Below are 1,076 nucleotides of genomic sequence, written 5' to 3'. Positions count from 1 at the left end.
GCCTATATAAACGACAACCTCGTAGTGTTGGCATACGGCGTCATCGATCACGCCTTGGAAGTGCCGTTTAAGACGCTGGGCTCGACGGAATTTATCGGCGTGGGCGTTTCAAAGGGCAACAAGGAGCTGCTTGAGCTGGTAAACGCAGAACTCATCAAGCTAAGCAAAGAGGGCTTTTTCAAAAAGGCCTACAGCAATACTTTCGAGCCGTTTTATCGCGGCTTGGTAGATAAAAAATACTTTCTACTCGACGAAATTTACAGCCTTTTATAAATACTCGGCGGGTTTTCAAAAACCCGCCAAATTTCAAAAATTCTTTAAAATTCCATTTAATTGCGCGCTTTTTCAAATAATAAATTCGATTTTTAATAAAATTTAGCCATTTTTGCCTTATTTTTGCTAGAATGCCGTTGGGATTTAACGATAAAGGAGAGGGGATGAGAGTACTTATCGCTATATTTGTGCTTTGCGCGGGGCTTTTTGCAAACAGCCTTGAAGAGATCAGACAAAGCGGCGTTATCCGTATCGGCGTTCGCGACGGACATCCACCGCTTTGCGAGTCCATTAACGGAAGATTTGAAGGGTTTGAAATAAATTTAGCCTATGCGATCGCCAAAGATATATTCGGCAAAAAAGAGGGCAAGGTAGAGTTTGTCTCTCTAAGCGTAAATGATAGAATTCCATTTTTAGAAACGAATAAAGTAGATCTGGTAATCGGTCTATTTAGTATCACCGCCGAGCGCAAGAGAAAGATCGATTTCTCGCTTCCGTATTTTTCCGTAAATTTAGGGGTTCTGACGCGTAAAGCGGACGGCTTCACCGACATGGCGCAGCTTCACGATAAAAAGATCATCTTTGAGGGCAACGCGACCGTAGCGGAGAAATTTTTCAAACAAAAGGGGTTTACCAATATCGGCCATTGCGTTTCTGCCAAAGAGTGCTACCAGATGGTTCGCAGCGGCGATGCCGACGGCTATATCAACGACAATCTCATAGTGCTCGCCTACTCCGTCATCGACGATATATTAGAGGTGCCGTTTAAAAATTTAGGGCCGAGCGATTTTATAGGCATCGGC

1 protein-coding gene and 1 pseudogene are annotated in these 1,076 nt (G+C 43.8%); both read left to right on the top strand.

All coding sequences use genetic code 11. The features are described 5' to 3' along the window. Positions 1–273, top strand: a pseudogene (locus tag Q0236_RS00090) (amino acid ABC transporter substrate-binding protein); the annotation flags it as partial. A gap of 164 nt (positions 274–437) precedes the next feature. After that, positions 438–1,076: transporter substrate-binding domain-containing protein (locus Q0236_RS00085; RefSeq protein ID WP_297913550.1), on the top strand; the 639-nt coding region annotated here is incomplete at its 3' end.

Origin of the sequence: uncultured Campylobacter sp. (assembly GCF_938031315.1) — a bacterium.
GTDB lineage: Bacteria > Campylobacterota > Campylobacteria > Campylobacterales > Campylobacteraceae > Campylobacter_B.
Note: the sequence above shows the minus strand (reverse complement) of the source record. Positions and strands in the feature narration are given on the sequence as shown.